The sequence below is a fragment of the Thioalkalivibrio sp. ALJ24 genome (assembly GCF_000377785.1).
GTDB lineage: Bacteria > Pseudomonadota > Gammaproteobacteria > Ectothiorhodospirales > Ectothiorhodospiraceae > Thioalkalivibrio.
Genome location: NZ_KB898724.1, coordinates 23291 through 38946 on the forward strand (window position 1 = coordinate 23291; position 15656 = coordinate 38946).

The 15656-nt window shown below is 69.1% G+C and carries 10 protein-coding genes; 3 read left to right on the forward strand and 7 right to left on the reverse strand.

Annotated features, from left to right (window positions below):
• The 3 genes from D571_RS0100120 to D571_RS0100130 all read right to left on the reverse strand — a co-directional run bounded on the left by D571_RS0100120 (position 1) and on the right by D571_RS0100130 (position 3509).
• The gene (locus tag D571_RS0100120) at positions 1 to 1689 is read right to left on the reverse strand and encodes a diguanylate cyclase domain-containing protein (RefSeq protein WP_018934647.1); all 1689 of its coding nucleotides are present in this window, start codon (positions 1687 to 1689) and stop codon (positions 1 to 3) included.
• Positions 1690 to 1756: 67 nt separating this feature from the next.
• On the reverse strand, positions 1757 to 2425 hold the full coding sequence (locus tag D571_RS0100125) for a class I SAM-dependent methyltransferase (RefSeq protein WP_018934648.1): 669 nt from the start codon (positions 2423 to 2425) through the stop codon (positions 1757 to 1759).
• 13 nt (positions 2426 to 2438) lie between these two features.
• On the reverse strand, positions 2439 to 3509 hold the full coding sequence (locus tag D571_RS0100130) for an SO_0444 family Cu/Zn efflux transporter (RefSeq protein ID WP_018934649.1): 1071 nt from the start codon (positions 3507 to 3509) through the stop codon (positions 2439 to 2441).
• A gap of 126 nt (positions 3510 to 3635) precedes the next feature.
• On the opposite strand from D571_RS0100130, the gene D571_RS0100135 reads away from it, so the two are divergent.
• Positions 3636 to 4103, forward strand: a complete 468-nt coding sequence (locus D571_RS0100135; RefSeq protein ID WP_026287445.1) for a CopD family protein — start codon at positions 3636 to 3638, stop codon at positions 4101 to 4103.
• 6 nt (positions 4104 to 4109) lie between these two features.
• Here D571_RS0100135 and D571_RS0100140 read toward each other — a convergent pair whose 3' ends face one another.
• Positions 4110 to 4607, reverse strand: a complete 498-nt coding sequence (locus tag D571_RS0100140; protein WP_018934651.1) for a DUF3293 domain-containing protein — start codon at positions 4605 to 4607, stop codon at positions 4110 to 4112.
• A gap of 150 nt (positions 4608 to 4757) precedes the next feature.
• Here D571_RS0100140 and D571_RS0100145 point away from each other — a divergent pair, with 150 nt between their 5' ends.
• Entirely contained in the window at positions 4758 to 6410 is a 1653-nt protein-coding gene (locus D571_RS0100145) for a diguanylate cyclase domain-containing protein (RefSeq protein ID WP_018934652.1), read from the forward strand.
• Here D571_RS0100145 and cls read toward each other — a convergent pair.
• Positions 6401 to 7825, reverse strand: coding sequence for a cardiolipin synthase (cls, locus tag D571_RS0100150; protein WP_018934653.1), 1425 nt, complete (start codon positions 7823 to 7825; stop codon positions 6401 to 6403). The two genes, D571_RS0100145 and cls, sit on opposite strands and share 10 nt — an antisense overlap.
• A 174-nt stretch (positions 7826 to 7999) precedes the next feature.
• On the opposite strand from cls, the gene parC reads away from it, so the two are divergent.
• Positions 8000 to 10255, forward strand: a complete 2256-nt coding sequence (gene parC, locus D571_RS0100155; RefSeq protein WP_018934654.1) for a DNA topoisomerase IV subunit A — start codon at positions 8000 to 8002, stop codon at positions 10253 to 10255.
• Between the two features lie 15 nt (positions 10256 to 10270).
• On the opposite strand, the gene D571_RS0100160 is transcribed toward parC, so the two are convergent.
• Both D571_RS0100160 and D571_RS0100165 read right to left on the reverse strand, forming a co-directional pair.
• Positions 10271 to 12100, reverse strand: a complete 1830-nt coding sequence (locus D571_RS0100160; protein WP_018934655.1) for an EAL domain-containing protein — start codon at positions 12098 to 12100, stop codon at positions 10271 to 10273.
• A gap of 20 nt (positions 12101 to 12120) precedes the next feature.
• A complete protein-coding gene (locus D571_RS0100165) occupies positions 12121 to 15558 on the reverse strand; it encodes a PAS domain S-box protein (protein WP_018934656.1) in 3438 nt (1145 codons plus the stop codon).
• Positions 15559 to 15656: the final 98 nt, after the last annotated feature.

Here is a 15656-nt window from a genome sequence, read left to right on the forward strand (position 1 = left end):
TCAGACGGCCTCGAAGCGGTTGCGCCCCGAGGCCTTGGCGGCATAGAGGGCGCGGTCGGCCCGTTCGAGGATCTCGCCGACCGGCTGGCCGGGTTGTGCGAGGTGGCCTCCGGCGCTGAAGGTCACCGGCGTGTCTTCCGGCGTTTCGACCCGGGCAGCGGTCTCCACTGCGGCCTGCCCGATCTGCGACAGACGTTCCTGGTCACAGGGATGGAGCAGGATCAGGAACTCGTCGCCGCCCCAGCGGGCCACGCGGTCTTCGGGACCACGGATCTCGCGCAGCCGCTCGGCGACCCGGGTCAGGGTGACGTCGCCAGTGGCATGCCCGTGAGTGTCGTTGAGCGGCTTGAAATGGTCGAGATCGAGGTAGATCACTCCGAACGGCTCGCCGGAATGCAGAGCCTGCTGGTAATGGTCGTCCAGCAGCTCGTCCATGCCGCGCCGGTTCACCAGGCCGGTCAGCGGATCCTTGCGTGCCAGGCGGTGCAGCGCATCGGTACGCTCGCGCACCTTGGTTTCGAGGTTGCGGGTCTGGTTACGAATGGCATCGGCCATTGCGTGATAGTGGCGGATCAGGTTCCCGATCTCGCCGCGCCCCTGCGGCAGGTCCACCGGTCGCAGGTCACCGGCCTGGATGCGCGCCATGGCATTCTCCAGCGAGGCCAGCGGGCGGAAGATCAGACGCTGCAGGGCCAGGTGCACCAGCAGCAGCGCGAGGATCAGGGTGAAGGCGAACACCACCAGCACCGGGGTGAAATGCCGCACGGGCATGACCTCGTCGAGGTCCATCAGGGTGACCTCGTACCAGCCCAGCGCCGGCAGATGCGCGACCCCGGCCAGCTGGCGCTGGCCATCGACCTGGACGAAATCGGTGCGAACCTCGCCCTCCGGGTCGTCCAGGTCGCGCAGCTCTTCCATCATCGTCTCCAGCCGCTGGCGGTCGCGGGAACGGTCGACCAGACGGTCCACGGTGCTCTTGCGGCCTTCCGGCTGGACCACGCTGCCGAATTCGATGAACTCGGGATCGCGGTAGAGCTGAATGGCCCCGCTGAAATCGGCGAACAGGGTGGTGATGCCGGGCTGGTCGATGTCGACGATTTCCCGCAGGATCTCGTCCAGTTCCAGGCCGGTTCCGGTCATCCCAAGGATCGTGCCGTCGCGGTCGCGGATCAGGACGTCGATCCACAGCTTGGTCACGCCCAGCTCGGTGTCCGGATTGACGTTGAGGTGGAAATCGCGCCCCTCCTCGATCAGGCGGAAGAACCAGGCATCATCCGGGTCGTCCGGGTCCAGGTGGTAGCGCAGCGGTTCGTCGGCGTATTCGTCTTCGGCGTTGTTGTGGTAGTACGCCCCGTTGTCGGCCAGGGCGACGAAATAATTGCGGTCGCGGAAGTTGTTGCGAAAGCTTTCCATCTCCGCGATGGCGGCGGCCTCGTGCAGGTCGTTATCCGGATCACGGGCGAAGCGGCGGATGGCGGTGGAGTCCGCAAGCTGGCGTGACAGGGCGATCTCGCGTTCCAGTGGCTGCTGCAGGCGGGCGCTGTCGTAGCGCACCTGGATCTCCGCGACCTGCCGCCCCCACTGCTCGACGATGCCCTCGGCGATGCGCTCGAAGGCGAACCACACCCCGGCCAGACCGATCAGCACCAGGGCGCCGGTCAGGATCAGGAAACGGCTGCGCAGGCTCATGCCGGCGATGCGACAGGGGGCGGGATACCGTGCATGGTTAACAGTTTACCCCGCGCCCCCCGGGCGGTCACGCGATATGCTTGCGGGCCAGGGTCAGGCCGTCGCCGATCGGGACCAGGGACAGCTCCACGCGATCGTCGCGGTAGAGTTTCCGGTTGAACTCGCGAATGGCCACGGTGTCCTCGCGCTGGTCACTGCGGTCCGCCACCGAGCCGTGCCACAGGGTGTTGTCGATCATCACCAGTCCCCCGGGGGCCAGCAGCTCGAGGCAGTGTTCGTAGTATGCCGCGTAGCCGGTCTTGTCCGCGTCGATGAACGCGAGGTCGAAAGGCTCGGTCGCGGCATCGTCGCGCAGCGCCTGCAGGGTCTCCGAGGCCGGCCCGAGACGCAGGTCTACGCGCTCCTCGACACCGGCGCGGCGCCAGTAACGACGCGCGATGTCGGTCCATTCGCGGCTCAGGTCGCAGGCGACGATGCGTCCGTCGGATGGCAGCGCCTGCGCGATGGCGAGGGTGCTGTAGCCGGTAAAGGTGCCGATCTCCAGATAACGTCGCGCACCGGCCAGCCGGGCGAGCATGGCCATGAACTGCCCCTGCTCCGGGGCGATCTGCATGCGTGCCTCGGGCAGGCGGGCGGTCTCCGCGCGCAGTTCGGCCAGCAGCGGCGATTCGCGCAGGGAGACGTCGAGCAGGTAGGGGTACAGTTCGTCGTCGAGTCCGATGGAACGTGTGGACATCGCAGCCTCCGGGTCATGCGGACCGCGCCGCGCGCAGGCGCCGCAGTACGCGCAGGGGGTGGGTGGCGGCCAGGACCAGGGCGATCAGGGCCGCCCATTCCAGCCAGTGCGGGAGCCATTCGGTGGTCGCTTCGACTCCCGTTACGGGATCAAAGCCGGTGTAACCCAGGGCGAGATCCAGGGACAAGCCGAGGACGATGGTCGATGCCACGATGCCGAGCAGGTATCGTACCAGGGCGGTATTGCCCATCTCCCGGCGATAGACGCCCAGGGTCGCGAGGCTGGTGATCGGCGCCGCCAGCAGGAACACCAGCACGGTCCCGGGCGAGACCCCGGCGGCCAGCAGTCCCGCGGCGATCGGGGTGGCCGCGGTTGCGCACAGGTACATCGGGATGCCCACCAGGGCCATCAGCAGCATGATCGCGGGGCCGCTGCCCCAGGCAGCCAGGGTATCGGGGGGCAGTGCCACCAGCAGGATGCCGGCGACCAGCAGCCCCAGCACCAGCCACAGGCGGATGTCGTCGAGGATGTCGCCAAAGGCGTAGGCAAGCCCGTCCCGCAGTCGGGTCCGGAATGTTTGCGGCGAGGGGGCCGGCGCCGGCTCGCCGGAGCAGGAATCCTCGCAGCATCGGGCGCGGGGCGCTTCCGCGCCGGGGTCCGCCGCCGCGGGTGCCCGAGGCGATCGGGCGGCGCCCACCAGCAGGCCGGTGGCGAGGGCCGTGACCACGGCCCCCAGGCCGCGCACCAGGGCCATCAACGGGCCCAGCAGGACATAGCTGATCGCCAGCGAATCGATGCCGATGCCGGGGCTGCCGATCAGAAACGCGGTGGCGGGGCCACGTCCGGCACCCCCGCGATGCAGGGCCATGGCCGCGGGGATGGCTCCGCAGGAACACAGCGGCAGCGGGGCGCCGGCGACGGCACCGCGGGCCGTGGCCCCCGCCGACGAGCCCCCCAGCCAGGCCTGCAGCCGCTGCTGCGGCAGCAGCGCATGAACCGCCCCCGCAACCGCCAGCCCCGCCAGCAGCCAGGGGGCGGCGGCGAGGGCGAGCTGCAGAGCGGCCTGGAGGATGTCGGTGATCATGAATCCATCGTTGAGCGGGCGCGGCCGTGGTGCAAGAAGGATCAGCGGGGGTGGCCATTCGGCACGGGGCCGTGCAAGCGACTACACTGCGTGCCACTCGCGTAACGACCAATCGGGGAGATGATGATGACGGGATATGCACTGGCCAACGTACTGCACGTTCTGGCCGCGGTGATCTGGGTTGGCGGCATGTTCTTCGCGTGGGCGATCCTGCGTCCGGCGGCCAACGAACAACTGGATGACGCGACGCGTCTGCGTCTGTGGCCGGCCGTGCTGGGGCGGTTCTTCCCCTGGGTGTGGGCGGCCGTCGCGGTACTGCTGGTGACCGGCTTCTATCTGATCTTCGGCGTGCTGGGCGGCATGGGCGGAGTGCACCCCAGCGTGCACACCATGCTCCTGCTGGGGATCATCATGATGCTGCTGTTCGCGCACATCTTTTTCGCCCCCTATCGCCGGCTGAAGCAGGCCGCGGAGGCGGGCGACGTCGCCGAGGGCCTGCGCCGGGTCGGTCAGATCCGCCTGTTCGTGGGGATCAACACGGTCCTCGGTCTGGTCACCATGGCGGTGGGGGCTGGCGGCCGGCTGCCGCTGTAACCCGGGTCAGGCGCTCGACCCGGGGCGCAGGTGCGGATGCCAGACCAGTTCCGCTGCCGCAGGCGGCCGGTACTCGACCACGGCGTTCTGGGCGAAGCCTTCCAGCCATCGGTCGCGGATCGCCGGGGGCAGGTCGGGCACGCAGAAGCCCGGCTCCTCGGGCCATTCCCCGTTCGGGTCGTGGCTGGTGGCCGGCCACGCCGGCAGGCCCGCCCGGGCAATCGCATCCCGCAGCTGCTGCTGGCGGCGGGCATTTTCCGCCGCATCACACGGCTGACTGAACGGGTTGTGCGCGGTGATCAGGGTGATGCGGGTGTGGCCGAGCGCGTTCAGGTGGCGTGCCAGTGCGGTGCCGGTATCCCCGATCCGCAGTTCGAACGGTGTGTCCGGGGCGCCGCCGGAGGTCTCCGGCAGCCACAGGCAATAGCGCGCCGCGGCATACACGCGCTGCAGGCGGCGGCGTTCTGCGGCATCCGCGGGCGGGGGGGTTGTGTGCGGGGCCATCTCGCGGCAATTTCGGCATCGCGTCGTTGACGCTGGCATTCGACAGGGGGAGGCGTTGCGGGTCAAGGGCAGGATGGACCATCGGCCGGGGCAATCGGACCGGGCGGGGCGCACATGAGCGGCGCAGTGCCTGGCGCGCGTCGGCGTTCCATGCGGACTTCGCAACTGACCGGCGCCTTCCTGCTGGTCCTGCTGCTGGTGGCCGCGGTGGCGGTGGTCAGCTGGCTGCGCGTCCAGCAGCTGCAGCACGAGGTCCAGTCACTGACCGCCGATTACGTGCAGCGCGTGGACAGTGTCCACCGCATGCGGGCGCTGGTGCGCGAGCGCACCCTGCGCGCGACCCTGGTGATCAGCGCCGACGACCCGGCGCAGCAGGACCAGTACCACCAGGAGTTCCGTTCTCTCGCGCGGCGGTTTCTCGAGGCCCGCGAGGAGGTGACGCGGGCGGTCGATGACCCCCGCCATGCGGAACTGCTGGACGGGCTGCGGGAGAAGACCTCGGTGGGGGCTCCGATGATGGGCGAGATGATCGATCTGGCCCTGGCCGGCGGTCGTGACGAGGCCCTGCCCACCCTCTATTCCCGCATCATGCCCGCGCAGGAGCGAACCCTGGAACAGATCGAGCGCCTGCTCGACGCGCTGGAACGGCAGAACGCCGCGGATATCCGTTCGATGGTGCGTCAGCATGAGGATACCCAGCGGGTGATGGTGGCGGCCTCCGGGCTGGCGATGCTGCTGATCGCCGGGATCGGCTTTCAGGTGCGCGGGCGTATCCGTAGCGACCATGCCGCGCTGCGCGAAGAACTGACCCAGCGGCGGCGCGCCGAGGCGAGCCTGCGCGAGACCCAGGCCGGGCTGGAAGCCGCGGTGGCGCGGCGTACCGCGGAGCTGGAGGAGGCCTCGGCGCGCCTGGAGGAGGCCCAGCGCATCGCGGGTGTGGGGTACTGGGACTGGGGTATCCGCGGCGAGCAGCTCGACTGGTCGACCAATGTCTATCAGCTGCTCGGGCTCGATCCGCAGCGGGACGGCGCCGGCTTCGAGGCCTACATGCACGCGATTCATCCGGACGACCGTGCGCGGGTCCGGCGGGGCATCAACGACGCCCTGGCGGAGGGCAGCCATTATCATCTGGAGCATCGGGTGGTGCTGCCCGATGGCGGTCTGCGGCACGTGCGGGTGGAGGGCGAGATCGCACGCGATGCCGACGGACGACCGCAGCGCATGCTGGGCATGGTGCGGGACATCACCCGGGACAAACAGTCCGAGGAACGCCTGTGGCATCAGGCCCATCACGATTCGCTGACCGGGCTGCCGAATCGCAGCCTGCTGCAGGAACACCTGCGTCAGGCGCTGAGCCGCGCGCGGCGCAACGGCACCCGGGTGGCACTGCTGGTGTGTGACCTCGACGGCTTCAAGCCGGTCAACGACCGGCTCGGCCATGATGCCGGTGACGTGGTGCTGGTGACCGTCGCCGCGCGCCTGCGCAGCGGCGTGCGCGAGAGCGACGTAGTCGCCCGTGTGGGTGGCGACGAGTTCGTCCTGCTGCTGGAGGCCGTGGGCGGGTCCGATGACGTACGCGTGGTGGGAGACAAGCTGCAGCAGCGCTTCGCCGAGCCGGTGGAGATCAATCAGGATGCGGTTCGCGTGGGTCTGAGTCTGGGGGCGGCAATCTTTCCCGACGACGGCGAGCGGGCCGAGGATCTGCTGCAGCAGGCGGACCATGCCATGTACGTCGCCAAGAAAGGCAGTGCGCAGGGCCTGGTGCTGGCCGCCGAGGCGGGCCCGGGTGGCGCTCAGAGGTAGGGAGTCAGCAGCCGCGCGGCGCCATCGCGCAGGCGGATCGGCAGCGGGCGGCGGTAGACCTCGGCGAGCGTCAGCTCGCGCGACTGTTCCAGCAGGTCGTCGGCCCACTGCGTCAGGCGTCCGCCCAGCCCGGGGTCGTAGCACTCGAGGTTGAACTCGAAATTCAGGCGCAGGCTGCGCGGGTCCCAGTTGGCCGAGCCCGCGAGCACCCATTCGCCGTCGACCAGCATGATCTTGGAATGGTTGAACGGCGGCGGGGTCAGCCACAGCCGGCAGCCGCGTTCCAGCAGCTCTGCCTGCCCGGGCTGGCTGGCCCACTGTACCAGCCGCAGGTTGTTGCGTTCCGGCAGCAGGATGTCCACGCGGATCCCGCGCAGTGCCGCAGCCTTGAGGGCGCCGACCAGGGCATGGTCGGGGAGGAAATAGGGCGTGGCGATCACGATGCGTTCGCGTGCCTCGGCGATCGCCGCCTGCAGGGTGAAGTTGAGGATCTCGAAATCCTCGTCCGGGCCGTCGGGCAGGCCGCGGCACAGCAGGGCCCCGCCATCCATGCCCAGCGGCGGGAACCACGTCTCGCCTTTCAGATGCTCCCCGGTGCTGAACTCCCAGTCCTCGGCAAACACCCGCTGCAGCTGGTGGCAAACCGGCCCGCGCACGGTGAAATGCAGGTCCTGGATCGGGTGGCGCCCGGGATCGCTGGGGCTGTGTCCGCGACGGATGTTCATGCCCCCGGTGAAGCCGCGGCGGCCATCGACCACCAGCAGCTTGCGGTGGTTGCGCAGGTTGAATGCGGCGAATCTGCGCGGGATGTGATGCACCGGCAGGAACTCGGCGGCAACGACGCCGGCACGGCGCAGTTGCCGCACGGTGTTGCGCCGGCTGTAACGCACGCCGATCCCGTCCACCAGCACGCGTACCGCGACCCCGCGCTCGCGGGCCGCCTTCAGGTGGCGGACGAAACGCTGCCCCTGCGGGTCGTAGTCGAAGATGTAGGTGGCCAGGGTGATGGAAAACTGCGCCTGGTCGATCGCCTCCAGCATCGCCCCATAGGCATGGTCGCCGTCGAACAGCGGTTCCATCGCGTTGCCGCCGGTCAGGCGGAACGGACTCAAGCGGTCGCCGCTGTGCACCAGACGCGCCCAGCGTCCCGGCGGCAGCGGCCGTTCGCCCTCGCGCGGCTGCAGGTGAGACAGCAGGTGGCCTTCGCGCAAGGCGTGCGCGCGGCGCCGGATGCGGTTGACACCGAACAGCCAGTAAAGGATGGAGCCGGCCAGTGGCAGCAGGAAGATCAGCCCGACCCACGCGATCAGCATGCCGGTATCGCGCCGCTGCAGCAGGGCATGGCCGGCGGTCACCACGGCGATCGCGAGCGAGAGGACGGCGAAAACACTGGCGGCCCAGCCGGTGTCGAGCACAGCAGGTCTCCCGGTGAGATTGTGGCGTGGCGGCGTTGTGGATGAACGGCCGCAGGCCCGCTACAGTACGCGGGCCCGGCGGCAGCTTAAAGATTTTCCCCGGTGCCCGCCACGGCGGCCCGCGGGATTCCGGCCCTGTCGCCTACCGTTCCGTCCTCCGGCCGAGAATTGCGCATGAGCCACTCCCTGACTCCCGAATCGTTCGCCAATGGCGAACAGCTGCCGCTGAAGGACTTCACCGAGAAGGCGTACCTGGATTACTCCATGTACGTGATCCTGGATCGTGCCCTGCCGCACATCGGTGACGGGCTCAAGCCGGTGCAGCGCCGCATCATCTACGCGATGAGCGAGCTGGGACTATCGGCTACCGCCAAGTACAAGAAATCCGCACGCACCGTCGGCGACGTGCTCGGCAAGTTCCATCCGCATGGCGACAGCGCCTGCTACGAGGCGATGGTGCTGATGGCGCAGCCGTTCTCCTACCGCTACCCGTTCGTCGACGGGCAGGGCAACTGGGGCTCGCCGGACGACCCCAAGTCGTTCGCCGCGATGCGCTATACCGAGTCGCGGCTGTCGCGCTATGCCCAGCTGCTGCTCTCCGAGCTGGGCCAGGGCACGGTGGACTGGGTGCCGAATTTCGACGGCGCGCTGGAGGAGCCGAAGATGCTGCCGGCGCGGCTGCCGAACGTGCTGCTGAACGGCGGCTCCGGGATTGCGGTGGGCATGGCCACCGACATCCCGCCGCACAACCTGCGCGAGGTGGCCGCGGCCTGCGTGCATCTGCTGGAGCATCCGAAGGCGACGGTCGCGGAGCTGTGCGAGCACCTGCCGGCGCCGGACTTCCCCACCGAGGCCGAGATCATTTCCCCGCCCGCCGAGCTGCGCAAGGTCTACGCGACCGGGCAGGGCTCGATCCGGGCGCGGGCGAGGTATGAACGTGAAGGCGACGACATCGTGATCACCGCGCTGCCGCACCAGGTGTCCGGCGCCAGGTTGCTGGAGCAGATCGCCGGCCAGATCCGTGCGAAGAAGCTGCCGATGGTCGAGGATCTGCGCGATGAATCCGACCACGAGCACCCGACCCGCCTGGTGATTACCCCGCGCTCGAACCGCGTGGATGTCGACGCGCTGATGGCGCATCTGTTCGCGACCACGGATCTGGAAAAGACCTACCGCGTGAACATGAACGTGATCGGCCTCGACGGGCGTCCGCAGGTGCGCGACCTGGGCGGCTTGCTGCGTGAGTGGCTGGAGTTCCGCATCGAGACCGTGCGGCGGCGGCTGCAGTGGCGCCTGGAGAAGGTGCAGGCGCGGCTGCACGTGCTTGAAGGCCTGCTGATCGCCTATCTCAATATCGACGAGGTGATTGCGATCATCCGCGAGTACGACGAGCCGAAGCCGGAGCTGATCAGTCGCTTCGGTCTCAGCGAGACCCAGGCCGAGGCGATCCTGGAGCTGAAACTGCGTCATCTGGCGAAGCTCGAGGAGATGAAGATCCGCGGCGAGCAGGACGAGCTCTCAAGGGAGCGCGACCAGCTGGAGAAGACCCTGGGTTCCGAGCGTCGCCTGCGGACCCGCGTGCGCCAGGAGATCGAGAAGGACGCCGCCGACTACGGCGATGATCGGCGTTCGCCGCTGGTGGAACGTGAAGCGGCGCGGGCGCTGGACGAGTCGGCGCTGGTGCCGGCGGAGCCGCTGACCATCGTGCTCTCGGAGAAGGGCTGGGTGCGTGCGGCCAAGGGTCACGACGTGGACGCCCGCGGCCTGAACTACAAGGCCGGTGACGGCTTCCGCGCCGCGGTCATCGGGCGCAGCAACCAGCCGGTGGCGTTTCTCGACTCCACCGGCCGCGCCTACACCCTGCAGGCGCACAGCCTGCCTTCCGCGCGCGGTCAGGGTGAGCCGCTGTCGGGCCGGGTGAATCCGGCCGAGGGGGCGCATTTCGTCGGCATGGCTACAGGGAGCGGCGAGGATCGCTGGTTGCTGGCCACCGACCACGGCTATGGCTTCATCACCCGGCTGGAAGACCTGATGGGGCGGCAGAAAGCGGGCAAGAACGTGCTGACCGTGCCGGCCGGGGCGGCGGTGCTGCCGCCGGTCGCGGTGCCGGATCCGGAGCGCGACCATCTGGCGGTGGTCACGACCCGTGGCTACCTGCTGGTGTTCCCGGCGGCCTCGTTGCCGGAGCTGGCGCGCGGCAAGGGCAACAAGCTGGCCGGGATCCCGGCAGCGGCGGTCAAGGACGGCTCGGAGCGGGTGCAGCAGGTGGTGGTGCTGACTCCCGACGACACCCTGGTGGTGCATGCGGGCAAGCGCTTCAAGGCCCTGGCGCCGGCCGAGTGGGGCGAGTATCTGAGCGAGCGCACGCGGCGCGGGCGTCAGCTGCCGCGCGGCTATCAGAAGGTCGACTCGCTGGAGGTGCGCCGCTGACCCGTACCGCGGGGTCTACGTACCCCGTTGCCTGACGCCGGTGGCGTCCTGTGCCGGGAGGATCAGGGCGCGGGCCTCGGCCTCCGGCAACGGGCGGTGATAGAGAAAGCCCTGGCCGACGGGGCAGCCCAGTTCCCGCAGAAGCGCGGCATCGTCTTCGGTCTCAATGCCTTCGGCGACCGTCTTCAGGCCGAAACCGCGACTGACTGCGAGGATGGCCTCGAACAGGCGGCGCATGTCGGGGTCCCCGGCGATCCCGTCCACCAGGGCGCGGTCCACCTTGACCGTCGATACTGGCAGCCGCCGCAGATAGGCCAGCGACGAATAGCCGGTGCCGAAGTCGTCAATGGCGATGGAGACTCCCAGCTCCTGCAACGCGTGCAGTTCCTGCAGGGCCTGATCGAGGTTGTGCATGATCGAGGTCTCGGTGATTTCGACCTCGAGGCACTGCGGCGGCGTACCGGTGTGTTCCAGGGCCAGCCGTACGGCCTCGGTCAGGGTGTGGCCGCGTGCAGTCAGCGCCTCGAACTGGCGCGCCGAGATGTTGACCGCCACCGGGTGGCAGTCGGGGGTCAGCGCCCGCCAGCGGGAAGCCGCGGCCAGCGCCTCGCGCAGCGCCCACTCGCCGAGGTTGACGACCGCGCCGGTGGTCTCCGCCACCGGGATGAATTCCCCCGGCGAGACCCGGCCGAATTCGGGGTGGTCCCAGCGCATCAGCGCCTCGAAGCCCGTGACCGCACCATCGGGCAGGTGGATCTTGGGCTGGTACAGCAGCGACAGGCCCTGACCGTCGTGGGCGTGTGCGAGGTCGTGTTCCAAACGGTGACGCCGGCGAGCGGCCCGTTCCAGCTCGGGCTCGTAGGTGAGCCACCGGATCCGTCGGCGATCGGCCTTGGACAGCGTGAGCATCACCCGGCGGATCAGTTCCCCGGTGTCGCGGCCGGCCTCGGTGGTGCGCGCATGGCCGGCCACGATCTCCGGGCGCATCTCGTACTGGCCGATCCGCAGGCGCCGCAGGGCGCTGTCAAGCATGTCCCGCAGGGCGTCGTCCGTCAGCCCGCGCTCGCTGCGGGCCAGCAGCAGGAAGGTGGCGCCGCCCCAGAGCCCGCAGATCCCGCCATGTCGGTCGACCGCAGCGTCGAGGCGGCCCTGCAGGCGCTGGCCGGTCTCGCGCAGCATCAGGTCGGCGGCCGCATGGCCCTCCATGCGTTCCAGCGTCTCGTGGCCGCTGACGCGCAGCATCACCAGGTCGATCACCCTCTCCGGCCCATCCGCGAGCCAGCGCTCCAGGGTCTCCAGCAGGGCGGCGCGGTTGGGCAGGTCGGTGGCCAGGTCGTGGTGGGCGAGGTACTCCAGATCCCGGTCCTTGCGCTGCAGGGTCAGGGACTGGGTCTCGAGACTCTGCGACAGGTCCTGGACCTCGTTGTATGTGGCATTGTGCAGGGCGCGCACCCGCAGCAGGTTGCTGATGCGCTGGACCACCTCGGAGGCGTCGAACGGCTTGGTGATGAAATCGAGGGCACCGCCCTCCAGGGCCCGCTGCCGGGTGTCCGGGTCGATCTGCGCGGTCAGAACGATCACCGGCAGCCAGTCGCCTTCGCCCAGTTCCGCGTTCAGGGTCTCCATCACCTGGTGGCCGTCCATGCCCGGCATGCGGATGTCCAGCAGGAGCAGGTCGAAGGCCTCCTCGCGCCACGTATCCAGTGCCCGTTGCGGGCGGGTCTCGCCGTGCACGTTCGTGAACCCCGCATCTTCCAGGATGGTGCTCAGGAGCTCCACATTCATCGGGTTGTCGTCCACGATGAGGATGCGGGCGGCGGTCTGGCTGTGCTCGGGTGTCGGCATGTCGGGGACGGACTCGGACGTCAGTCGGCCGGCTGCAGGAGCCGGTCCAGGGTTTGCAGAAAGGCAGGGATATCCAGCGGCTTGGTCAGATAGTACTCGAAATCGGGGTTCTGCTTCCCTTCCTCGACGCGCTCGCGGGACGCGTCGGCGGTCAGGGCGATCAGCGGGATGTGGCGGGTATCCGGCCGGGATTTCAGGACCCGGGCCGCCGCGGTGCCGCTCATGCCGGGTAGGTGGATGTCCAGGATGACCAGATCCGGCTGCCACTCGCGCGCGGTGGCCAGGCCCTGTTCCGCGCTGCCGACCACGCTCAGTTCGGTATTCCCGCGATTGTCGATCAGTTCGCGCATCAGGTCCACGTTGACCGGGTTGTCCTCGATGTAAAGCACCCGCCGGCAGCGGGCCGGGCGCGCGTCCTCCGCCTCCCCGGAGGTTTCGCCCGGAGCGCCTGTGGAGGCAGGCCGCGGGGCTTCCTCGGGTGCTCCTGTATGTTCGCCGCGCGGCAGTACGATGCGGAAACAGGACCCCTCGCCCACCGTGCTGGTGTAGTCCAGATTGCCGCCCATGCGTGCGGCGAGTTCGCGCGCGATGACCAGGCCGATGCCGGTCCCCTCGACGCCTCCGCCTTCCTGGCCCAGGCGTTCAAACGGCTGGAACAGGCGGTGCTGCTGCTCCTCCGGGATCCCGGGTCCGGTGTCCCGGACCTCCACCGCGAGGTACCCGCGGACCGCTCCGTCGAGGTGTTCCGGGGCGGGGGCCTCGGGATCCACCACGACCTCCACGCGGCCGTGGTCGCGGTTGTACTTGATGGCATTGGTCAGCAGGTTGATCAGGATCTGGCGTACGCGGGTGGCGTCGGCGTGCACCGGTGGCCAGTCGTGGTCCGGGGCCGCGTGATGCAGGCTGACCTCGCGTTCGCGGGCCAGCGGGCGCACCATTTCCAGCGCCTCGTGCAGGATCGCGTCGATGTCGACGGGCTCCAGCGACAGGGTCAGGCGCCCGGTCTCGATGCGCGAGAGGTCGAGGACATCGGTGATCAGGTCGAGCAGGTGGGTGCCGCTCTGACGGATGTGGGCGATCTGGCGAGCCTGACGCTGGCTCAGCGGTTCGCGCGGGCTTTCTGCCAGCAGCTGGGAGAAGCCGAGGATGGAGTTCAGCGGTGTACGCAGCTCGTGCGACATGTTTGAAAGGAACTGCGACTTGGCCTGGCTTGCGCGTTCGGCTCGGTGCATGGCCCGTTCGAGTTCCTCGCGGTCGCGGCGGCGCGCCTCGCGGTCATGCAACGCGTTGATGAGGATCGCGCAGGTCGAGGTGAACGGGGCGAGGAAATCCGCAAGCGCCTCGTCGTAGCCGCCCGGGCGGCCGGCGATTCCGAACATGCCCACCAGTTCATCGCCATGGTAGATCGGCATGCCCAGATACGCCCCCAGATCGGGGTGTCCCTCGGGGAGCCCCCCGGCCCGCGGGTCCTTCGTGATGTCGTCGGCGATCAGCATCTGGCCATCCCGAAGCACACGACTGATCAGGTTGTCGGTTCCGCACAGTCGCTGGTCACCCGTGAGCAGGTCTTCGTAGAGCTGAGCCGAGGCCTCGTCCCACGCGATGTTCGTGATGGCGTGAATCCTGAGGCGCGGCTGTCCATGATGCCATTCGGTTTCGCCCATGAACCCGTACTGGCTGTCGGTGACCTGCAGCAGGGCGTATAGCAGGAACGGCCAGACCTCCGCACCGGATTCCGTTTCCATGTAGTGGGTGGTGGCCAGGCGCATGGCCTCCAGCAGGAGCTGTTGGCGCTGCTGCTCCATGGTGGCGTTGCGGTAGGCGTCGATGTCCTGGAGCACGCCCAGCAGGCGCTGCGGACGGCCCCGTTCATCGTGTTCCGGCGCGCCCTGCGCATGCAGCCAGCGCGGTGGTGAGGTGCGGATGCGGAATTCGATGTCCAGCGGCTGCAGTGAGCGCAGGCTTTCTGCCAGGGCTTCCTCGACCCGCGGGCGGTCCTCCGGGTGCACGATGTCGGTCAGGAACTGCGGGGCCTCGAGTGCCGGGTGCGCGCCCCCCTCCAGCAGGGCCGCGGCCTCGGGCGTCCAGTGGAGCCGGCCATCGGGCAGGTCGATGCTCCAGTTGCCGATGCGCGCGAAGCGGTGCGACAGGCTGCGCCGGCGCTCGGCCTCCCGCAGTGCCTCCTGGGCCCGCTTGATCTCGCTGAGGTCGTGGGCGACGGTGATGACCCCCTCCGGCTGGCCGTCCTGGCCGGACAGCGGGGTCTTGATCAGTTCCAGTTCCCAGGTCCGGCCGTGGTGTTCGAAGTGCAGCGGCTGGGTGCGGGTCTCGCCGGTGGCCATCACCTCGCGGTCCAGGTTGCGGGTGTAGTCGGCCACTTCGGGGGCGAACAGGTCGTGCGCGGTGCGACCGAGGGCCAGTTGCGGGTCGAAGCCCAGCAGGGGTTCGCACGCCGGGTTGGCGACGATGTAGCGGCCGTCGGCGTCACTGGCGTAAATCGGGTTGGGGGCTCCCGTGAGCACCGCGTTGAACAGCCGCGTCTCCCGCAGTTCCCGGTCGCGTGCCTCGTGGAGGTCGGTGAGATCGTTGATGATCCCGATGTAGTGTTCGGCGCCGTCGATCCGGATGGCGCTGACCGCCAGCTGCATCGGAAAGGTGTTGCCGTCGCGGTGCAGGCCGCGGACCTCGCGGCCGATCCCGATGATGCGCGCCTCGCCGGTGGTCTGGTAGTGGTGCAGGTAGTCATCGTGCTGGCTGGCCCACGGGTCCGGCATCAGCATGGATACGTTATGCCCGATCACGTCGTCCGCGGCGTGGCCGAACAGCCGTTCCGCGGCAGGGTTGAAGCTCTCGATCCGGCCGTTGGTATCGATCTGGATGATGCCGGCCGCCGCGGTCTCGAGGATGGCGTGCAGCTTGCGGCTGTGCTGTTCCTCGCCGGAGCGCGCGGCCGTGTAGTCCTTGCGCAGGGACTGCGAGCGCAGGATCTGCGCGGCGAGTTCGGCGAAGTCCTCGAGGGCGGCGATCTGCTCGGTGTCCGGCTCATGCGGCCGGGTGTCCATGATGCTCAGCGTCCCCACCGCGACACCGTCGTCCAGGGTCAGCGGCACGCCGGCGTAGAAGCGTACACCCGGTTCGTTGGCCACCAGCGGGTTCCGGGCGAAGCGGGGGTCGGCGGCCGCGTCCCCGACGACGGTGGTGTGTTGCGGGGTGGCGATGGCATGGGCGCACAACGAGACCTCGCGTGGAATGCGGCGGTGGCGTGCGCCGTGGTCCCCCAGCAGGCGCTGGTGGTCGTGGTCGATCACCGAGACCGCCGCGATCGGGACCTCCAGGCGCGCCGCCGTCTGACGCAGCAGCGGGGCGAACAGACGGTCTCCGTCGGCCTCTTCGAGCAGGAGACGACGCACTCCGGCCAGTCGCCGGTCTTCGTCTTCGGGGGTCGGGGGTGCCCGCATGCACGTTCTCTCGGGAAGGCCCGTCTGGCCCCGAATCATACGACATGCGGGCGGGCGTGTGTTTGCTGCCGGTTCCGCGGGGGCTTGAACCCTCGAGT